The organism is Ulvibacterium sp. (assembly GCF_028285715.1).
Lineage (GTDB): Bacteria > Bacteroidota > Bacteroidia > Flavobacteriales > Flavobacteriaceae > Ulvibacterium.
In genome coordinates, this window is sequence record NZ_JANQOO010000023.1 from 53213 (window position 1) to 61385 (window position 8173).

At 42.4% G+C, this 8173-nt stretch carries 8 protein-coding genes and 1 pseudogene; 2 read left to right on the forward strand and 7 right to left on the reverse strand.

Going from position 1 to position 8173, the window contains the following annotated elements; translation table 11 throughout:
• Positions 1-17: 17 nt before the first annotated feature.
• Positions 18-1535, reverse strand: a complete 1518-nt coding sequence (gene gpmI / locus Q0993_RS16495) for a 2,3-bisphosphoglycerate-independent phosphoglycerate mutase (RefSeq protein ID WP_299535102.1) — start codon at positions 1533-1535, stop codon at positions 18-20.
• 134 nt (positions 1536-1669) lie between these two features.
• On the opposite strand from gpmI, the gene Q0993_RS16500 reads away from it, so the two are divergent.
• Together Q0993_RS16500 and Q0993_RS16505 are read left to right on the forward strand one after the other, a co-directional pair.
• Positions 1670-2515, forward strand: a complete 846-nt coding sequence (locus tag Q0993_RS16500) for a methylated-DNA--[protein]-cysteine S-methyltransferase (protein ID WP_299535103.1) — start codon at positions 1670-1672, stop codon at positions 2513-2515.
• Positions 2516-2720: 205 nt separating this feature from the next.
• Entirely contained in the window at positions 2721-3113 is a 393-nt protein-coding gene (locus Q0993_RS16505) for an ankyrin repeat domain-containing protein (protein WP_299535104.1), read from the forward strand.
• 117 nt (positions 3114-3230) lie between these two features.
• On the opposite strand, the gene Q0993_RS16510 is transcribed toward Q0993_RS16505, so the two are convergent.
• From Q0993_RS16510 to Q0993_RS16535, 6 genes and pseudogenes are all read right to left on the reverse strand, one after another.
• Positions 3231-3398, reverse strand: a complete 168-nt coding sequence (locus tag Q0993_RS16510; protein WP_299535105.1) for a DUF6747 family protein — start codon at positions 3396-3398, stop codon at positions 3231-3233.
• A 165-nt stretch (positions 3399-3563) separates the two neighbouring features.
• Positions 3564-4328, reverse strand: coding sequence for a M48 family metalloprotease (locus Q0993_RS16515; RefSeq protein WP_299535106.1), 765 nt, complete (start codon positions 4326-4328; stop codon positions 3564-3566).
• Positions 4329-4369: 41 nt separating this feature from the next.
• Positions 4370-5104: a M15 family metallopeptidase gene (locus tag Q0993_RS16520; protein WP_299535107.1), complete on the reverse strand. Its 735-nt coding sequence runs from the start codon at positions 5102-5104 to the stop codon at positions 4370-4372.
• 2 nt (positions 5105-5106) lie between these two features.
• Complete coding sequence (locus Q0993_RS16525; protein ID WP_299535108.1) at positions 5107-5553, reverse strand: GNAT family N-acetyltransferase; 447 nt, start codon at positions 5551-5553, stop codon at positions 5107-5109.
• A 116-nt stretch (positions 5554-5669) separates the two neighbouring features.
• Positions 5670-6836, reverse strand: coding sequence for a gliding motility-associated C-terminal domain-containing protein (locus Q0993_RS16530; RefSeq protein WP_299535109.1), 1167 nt, complete (start codon positions 6834-6836; stop codon positions 5670-5672).
• Positions 6837-6844: 8 nt separating this feature from the next.
• Positions 6845-8173 (reverse strand): annotated as a pseudogene (locus tag Q0993_RS16535) (hypothetical protein); the annotation flags it as partial.

Here is an 8173-nt window from a genome sequence, read left to right on the forward strand (position 1 = left end):
CAAATGCAACTAGATCTTTATACCAACGGCTTTTGGGTCATCAATGAAGGTTGGGGAATCCCTATAAGTTTGAGTATGGTAGGGGCGATATCACCTAGTACACCATCCTTTACTTCCTTGATGTCTTCATCCACTACGATTAAGGGTACGGGATTTGTGGTATGGGCCGTATTGGGACTACCATCCGGGTTGATCATGGTGTCACAATTTCCATGATCCGCAATGACTATGGTAGAATAGCCATTTTCCAGTCCGGCCGTAATCACGGAGTTTGCGCACTGATCCACGGTTTCACAGGCTTTTATGGCTGCATCCATATCTCCTGTATGTCCTACCATATCTGGATTAGCGAAGTTAAGACATACAAAATCCGCTTCCTTCTTTTCCAATTCAGGTATTATGGCATCCCTAATTTCATAGGCACTCATTTCGGGTTTTAGGTCATATGTAGCCACCTTGGGCGAGGGGCATAGTATCCGTTGCTCTCCTTCAAACGGAACTTCTTGGCCGCCATTAAAGAAAAAAGTCACATGTGGGTATTTTTCGGTCTCTGCAATACGAATCTGTTTTTTGTTTGCTAAAGCCAACGTCTCCCCAAGGGTTTCTTTGATGTTATCCTTATCGTAAACCACCTTTATGTCTTTAAAGGAATCATCGTAATTGGTCAAGGTTACATAGTATAGATTCAAGGTATGCATCTGGTGTTCGGGCATATCCTGTTGACTCAATACTTGTGTAAGCTCCCTTCCACGGTCTGTCCGGAAGTTGAAAAAGATTACCACGTCGTCTTCCTTGATTTTGGTTAGGGGTGCGTTTTCCTCATCAACCATAACTATCGGCTTCAAAAACTCATCGGTAATACCTTCATCATAACTGTTTTGTACGGTATCCGAAATTTGGGATGACTTTGTTCCCTTTGCATGGACCAATAGGTCATAGGCCTGTTTGACCCTATCCCATCTTTTATCACGGTCCATTGCAAAATATCTTCCAATTACGGAAGCTAATGCGGCATTTTTATCCGAACAAAAATCCACAAGATCTTGCAAAAACTTCTTCCCACTTTTTGGATCAACATCCCTTCCATCCGTAAAGGCGTGAACATACATATGTTGTACATTGTAACTTTCCCCGGCCTGTATCAGACCTTTTAGGTGGGTTATATGGCTATGTACGCCACCATCACTCACAAGTCCCAAAAAATGCACGGCCTTATTATTTGCTTTGGCGTAGGTAAAGGCTTCCTGTAACACCTTTTCTTTCTTGAGGCTATCCTGCTTCACGGCCAAATTAATCTTGGCAAGATCCTGGTATACGATTCTTCCCGCGCCCAAATTCATATGGCCTACCTCGCTATTGCCCATTTGACCTTCTGGAAGCCCTACGTTCATGCCATCCGTCAACAGATTGGCATTGGGGTATTTTTGATAAAGACTGTCAATAAATGGTGTATTTGCGTTAGCTATGGCAGAGACTTTGGGGTCCGGGGATTTTCCCCAACCGTCCAAAATCATCAATATCACTTTTTTGTTCATCGTTCGGTTTTTATAGAGCTTCAAAAGTAGTATGATCTGGTACGAATTGCCAATAATACGACCTTCTTTTTTGGGTACACCGAAGTAGCAAGAAACGGATTGTGGGACATAGGCAATTCGGCTATTTTTGAACTATGGAAAAAACATATCACGGACATATTATTGAAAGGGCGATCCATTATATCGTGGACAACTACAAGTCACAGCCCAGTTTGGAAGCGGTTTCCAATCACGTTCATTTAAGCAAGTATCATTTTCAACGGTTATTTCATGAATGGGCAGGTGTTACACCCAAGCAGTTTTTGCAATATATTACAGTGGAACATGCAAAGAAATGTCTCAAGGAGGGACAATCTACGCTCACTACGGCCTATGAGGTAGGACTTTCCGGGAATGGCCGCTTACATGATATGTTCATAAAAATAGAATCCTGCACTCCCGGCGAATTTCAGAAAAGGGGCCAAGGGCTTGTGTTGAAATATCAAGTAATTGATTCTCCCTTTGGTGAATTGGTCATCGCAGAATCGGATTTGGGGATAACCCAAATGGAGTTTTTACAGGAAAGCGAATCTCCCATACAGTTATTGGAATCTATTTTTCCCGAAGCTGGTTTTTATAGGGAATTGGGGACCTACGGCCATATGGTACAACACTATTTTTCAACCTGGAAAATTCCGAAAAAACAAATAGTATTGGATCTTAGGGGTACGCCCTTTCAAGTAAGCGTATGGAAAGCCTTACTTTCAGTTCCCTCTGCTCAATTTGTGGCCTATGGGGATATAGCGAGGTCCATAAACAAACCCAACGCGGTACGAGCGGTAGGAACAGCCATTGGCAAGAATCCCATTGCCTATTTGATTCCATGCCATAGGATAATCCGGGAAACCGGAGAAATAGGAGGATACGGTTGGGGTAGAGACAAAAAATACTTGATCAACGGTTTTGAAAATGTACAATTGAGCAATAAACGGATTGCCTAAATCACACCCGAAATGGAACTTTGTCAAAAGAACGAGTCATATGAACAAAATACAACCGGAATTTTTGAATGTGAAAAAATACATAAGGGATTTTCCGAATCTGTTAAAGTTTATTTAATTAAGTGTTAATTACGTAACAAAAGACCATAAGAGCAGTCTATCTTTATATAATCAAAATTTATTTCATCAATTAAATGTATTCATCATGAAAAAAACGATTCTAACCTTTGCCTCGGCATTATTGCTAGTAGGTGCAACCGCGAATGCCAAATCAGAAAATCATCAAGTAAATCAAGCGATGACCAATGTCGTTGCCAAAGTTGAAGTCAGTGCCTTCTGTAAAGCTATTATGCAGGGAGATATTGACACCGTTAAGCGCTTAATAGAGCTTGGCGAGGACGTAAACAAGAAATCCTTGGGTATGACCCCGGCCATATTTGCCGCTCGGTACAATAAGGCAGAGATTCTTGAATTACTTATTGCAAATGGGGCCAACCTTAGATTAAAAAGTGATAAAGGGTATACGGCCAAAAAATACGCGCAACTTTCCAAAGCTACGGAAGCATTGGCTGTTATTGAAGCAGCCATGGGAAGCTAAGGTAATTCATCAATCAAAAGAAGAAAAAAACCTTCGACCGACAGGCCGAAGGTTTTTTTAATTACTATTTATTCACTTCAAATAGTGTTCACGTAAAAGAGCGAATAAATTCAGGTTTTAAAATTCAAATCCATTTAAGGCTCTGTGCATAAAAGCATATACTGCCATTAGGAGCATAAGGGCACAGAAAACGGAATATACTTTGAGAAGTATCACCACTATTTCAGGTTTGCAATTCTCAAAAGCCTCCGTGTAAAGGTTCTTGAAATGTGTAAGTGTTCCCATATAGTTTCATTTAAATGCTGAATCAAATCCAGCATGAGTTATTAAATTAAAGCTATAAGGGGTTAAATCTGAGGCAGGAAAGATTTGTGAAACAAATATAACAAAACGGGTGAAAAATCCTAGGCATGTAGGTTGAATTAACTTTTTTAGGGTTGAACTGACAGATTACCGTCCCTCGTATCTTTGAATGGCCTCCTTTATTTTTTGAATCCTGTTCTCTGGGTTGGGATGAGTGCTTTGAAATTCCGGTGTTCGATTAGGTCCGGCGGCGTCTTTAAGAATTTCCATTACTTTGATCATCTCCCTAGGTTCGTACCCAGACCGAATCATGAGAAGCACCCCTAACTGGTCACTTTCCAATTCATCGCCCCTTCCATTTTTCAATAAGGTATTTTGGCCGATACTGCCTACGATTCCTCCGGCATCGGCGCCAACCGATGCCCCCATGGAAACGGTTCGCCAGAAACTGCTTTCGGCGATTCGTTCAGCAGAATGTCGGCCCATCACATGACCTATCTCGTGTCCAAGGACACCGGCCAATTGGGCCTCGTTCAATTTGGAGAAAAGGGCATAGGTAATGAATATCTGTCCCCCGGGCAGGGCAAAGGCATTTATGGTACGGTCATCGGCCAAAAGATGAAAATCGTAACTATAGGGTGTTTCCCGTGCCACACTATTGTTTACCAGCTTAGCGCCAACGGCATCCACATAGGATTGGAGACGTTCATCGGGATAAAGGCCTCCATGTTGTCTAGCCATTTCAGGGGCACTTTGCAGACCAATTGCAATTTCCTGTTCCGCGGACATATCAATAGTCTGTATCCTTCCGGTATAAGGATTCTCCTCTTTGTTGTTACAGCGTTGGATAAAGGCAAAGGCCACAATGGCCAAACCGATGAAAATACGAATTTTCCAACTGCCTCTTCTCATGATGATTAGTGTCCTAAGGTACTTTCAAGATACCAAAAAACTCATAAAAGAACTGGGTTAATATCTAAAATATTATCCTGAATATACGTTTTGATAAACCCATTGGTGAAATGTTCGCTTCCCAAAAACTCTTCTTCTTGAAGCAATTTAAGGATATTCTTTCTTCGGAATTCGGTCAACATAGGGATGGAAGTGGGTGCATAGCTGTAATGCCAGGGTTCATATTTAAAGCCCCTTCTTCCTGGGTCATCTGTGTAGACCAAATAAAAATCGTAGTCTTCCGAGTTCTCGTCCATCCATTTTTTGAGGTCAACAAATGGTCCGTCATTTTCAAATTTGGAAGTCTCCAATACATCTCCCTTTACCTTACGGTATCCGTCTATAATATCAATTTCCGTACCCCAATGATGCCTACTCGTACCGGGGATGGTGGAGTATTCGATAATCTTGTCAATGGCGTCCAGGGGTTCCATAGCATCATCTTCCGTAAACCTTAGGAACTTCCGTTCCCAAATACCTTCTTGACGGTAAAAATCACGATAACTGGATACTATTTTTATATCTATCCCATCATTATAGGCGGCCTTTCTCATTTCCACAAAAGCATCGTGTGCCTTTTTCCTTAGGTTGATGCCTTCCCCATAAAGTTCAATGTCTACCTTGCCCATAAGCTCTAAAATGGAATATTCAAATTCTTTGCTCAGGGCCCACTTGGGCATCACGGATAGGGCCAAACCGGAAAAACCACTTTTTTTGATAAAAGATCTTCGTTCCATAGCTAGTATAACTTTTTGAACATTATGTAATGCATTCCTATCTTGGGAATCTCAAAAACATTGCCAATTGTCCCATATCCCAATTTTTTGTAAAAATCTACTGCACTGATTCTTGCGTTCATCCAAATATACGGTATCGCCTGTTGCAAGAGTAGTGTCTCTGCAAATGTAAGGAGTATTTTTCCAAAACCTTTTTTATGGTGCTCTTTAACCACGGCCATACCTCGAAGTTGGTAGGCGTTTTGGAACTTGTATTTGGTATGGTCTTGTTTTAAAAAGGTAGCTACTGCAACCAATTGGTTCCGATAAAAGCCTCCTATATGGATGGTTGTCTCCCTTTCGTCCCCTATAAATTTGCACTCCTCCAAGGGTCTTCCCTTTCGAAGCTCGGAATGTCTTACCGGATAGGTCTCTTCCGCTTTAATCTCCTTCACCTCAAAGCCGTTCATAACTTAGCCCACTAATTCTGATATGGTTTATCGCTGTCTAAAATTAACCAATTAATCCCTGTTTCGGACAGAAAAGGTTTTTTGGACTTAAAATCAGGAATCTTTTAGAAGACGCTTTATCTTTTGGTGGAGGAAACATACATGTACCCCTGATGTTTTTGTCGTAGGTCGTTCATCGTAATGATATAGAAATATACCCCCGAAGCGAGTCCCGCATTTTTATTTAAGATGGCCCCTTGATTGGATATCCCATTAAATTCATTGGTATAATTGGTCTTTGAATAGACCAGTACCCCATAACGGTCAAAAATCTGTAAGGTATTATTTGGGGATTTTTCAATCCCTTCCAAGACGAGAAAATCATTTTTGCCATCCCCATTTGGAGTTAGAAAATAATTGTCCAGTTCAATGGTCTCAAAGGTTTCCGTAAGGTCATCGTTGCCCCCAATTGTAATTATTTCATAGTCATTGGGAACGAACTCCTCAGAGGTCACTGATCCCGAGGCCATGCTTCCTTCCACTTGTGTATTTCCTAGATTTACCCACTGGTTTTCAGTTTTGCTCCACCCCACCACTTTTAAATCGCTCAGGAATTCCCCCAAGGCATTAATATTGCTCTGGGCATTCCAGGTTAAAGTGACCCTTGAAGGCATATCACTTTCCAATTTCCAAAACTCCCTTTGGCTAATGGAAATGTATGATGTCGTTTTTTGTGTAGTGCTAAAGCCCTTGCCCAGGGATTGGGAAGTATTGGGATCTTCGTAAAAATAGGCACATTTTGCCAAAGCATTTGTTGCGGCCGATTCTATCCGTAACGTACGAAGCCTATCATTGTCGCCCACGGGAAAGGTAAAACTATCCGTATTGGTCGCGGCGGCATAACCGTCTACCATGGAAATATCGTTTTCTCCTACATAAAAGGCATTATCCAAAAAATTTAGAAAAAAACGGGTATCATTTTTTGGGGTAATTATGTGCCCCGAAATAAAGTTAGTGTTATTGGCAACGTACATGGGAACATCCAAGAGTAAACCGTTGTCTACGGCAATTTCGGTGTCGAAAAAAACAGGAGCTTTAATTCCCGAGACATTTAAGCTTTCACTGTCTCCATAAAAACCGACCAAACCTACATCTTGATTTAAATCCCCATCGTTAATTAGGTTTAAATGAAATCCTACTGATGTACCATCGTGTAATTGAAGGGCACCATAATTATGTATCGCCTCCTGGGCGTATAGACCCAGGCAAAAACAATAAGAAAGTAAAAATGCCTTTATCCTCATGACGTTCGTTATCGTAGTTTATTGATCATAAAACTAGATTCATTGGTACCGCTAAAATTAACCGTGCCGGAATTCGCTTCCCTATACGTAATAATGGATATTACATCATTGACATTCAGTTGTAAAATTTCGTTCAGATGAATACTGGAATGATCATGACCGCTGGCCCATCGGATATATCCTGAAGCGGCTATGGCACCAACCGGCGTTCCGTTTACGGCAATACGGGCATTGACATTGGTCCTTTGCCTGTTGTTTCCCGAGTTAATACCGACCAAAGATAAATTCGCCCGTATATCATATCGCCCAGATTCCTTTACAATTAGTGTATTTCCACTTACTTGGTACAGATTGGTTCCATCATCTACATAGTCCTGAGTTCCAAAAATTGGAGCTACTGTATTGTTTACATTTAAATTGGTACTTGTATTGGAATTGGTCCAACGGCCTCCTAAATTGATTTTGAGATATGCACCACCATCCGTACCGCTTACAATGGAATTGTTAGCATCCGCTGAAGTTATTCCAATGGTGATATTGTTTCCGCCGGTAATGGAAATATCACCGGGAGTGCCGTCTGTACTTAAGGTCTGATCGTCAGAGGCCGGGTCCCCCGGATCCCCCTTGTCACCTTTCTCTCCCTGATCTCCTTTGTCCCCTTTTTCTCCTTGGATTCCTTGGTCCCCTTGGTCGCCTTTATCTCCTTTCTCGCCCTGGATACCCTGTAAACCTTGATCTCCCTGATCGCCTTTATCACCCTTTTCACCTTGGATACCTTGTAAACCTTGGTCCCCCTGGTCTCCTTTATCACCTTTCTCGCCTTGGATTCCTTGGTCTCCCTGGTCTCCCTTGTCACCTTTTTCACCTTGGATCCCTTGGTCCCCTTGGTCGCCTTTGTCACCTTTCTCGCCCTGGATGCCCTGTAAACCTTGGTCGCCCTGGTCGCCTTTATCACCTTTTTCGCCTTGGATCCCTTGGTCCCCTTGATCTCCTTTATCACCTTTTTCACCTTGGATGCCTTGATCTCCCTGGTCTCCTTTGTCACCTTTCTCGCCCTGGATTCCCTGTAAACCTTGGTCGCCCTGGTCTCCTTTGTCACCTTTCTCTCCTTGGATACCCTGTATACCTTGGTCTCCCTGGTCGCCTTTGTCACCCTTTACACCTTGGATGCCCTGTATGCCTTGGTCCCCCTGGTCTCCTTTGTCACCTTTCTCACCTTGGATACCCTGTAAACCTTGGTCGCCCTGATCTCCTTTATCACCTTTTTCGCCCTGGATACCCTGTACGCCCTGGTCTCCCTGGTCTCCTTTGTCACCTTTTTCGCCTTGGATGCCCTG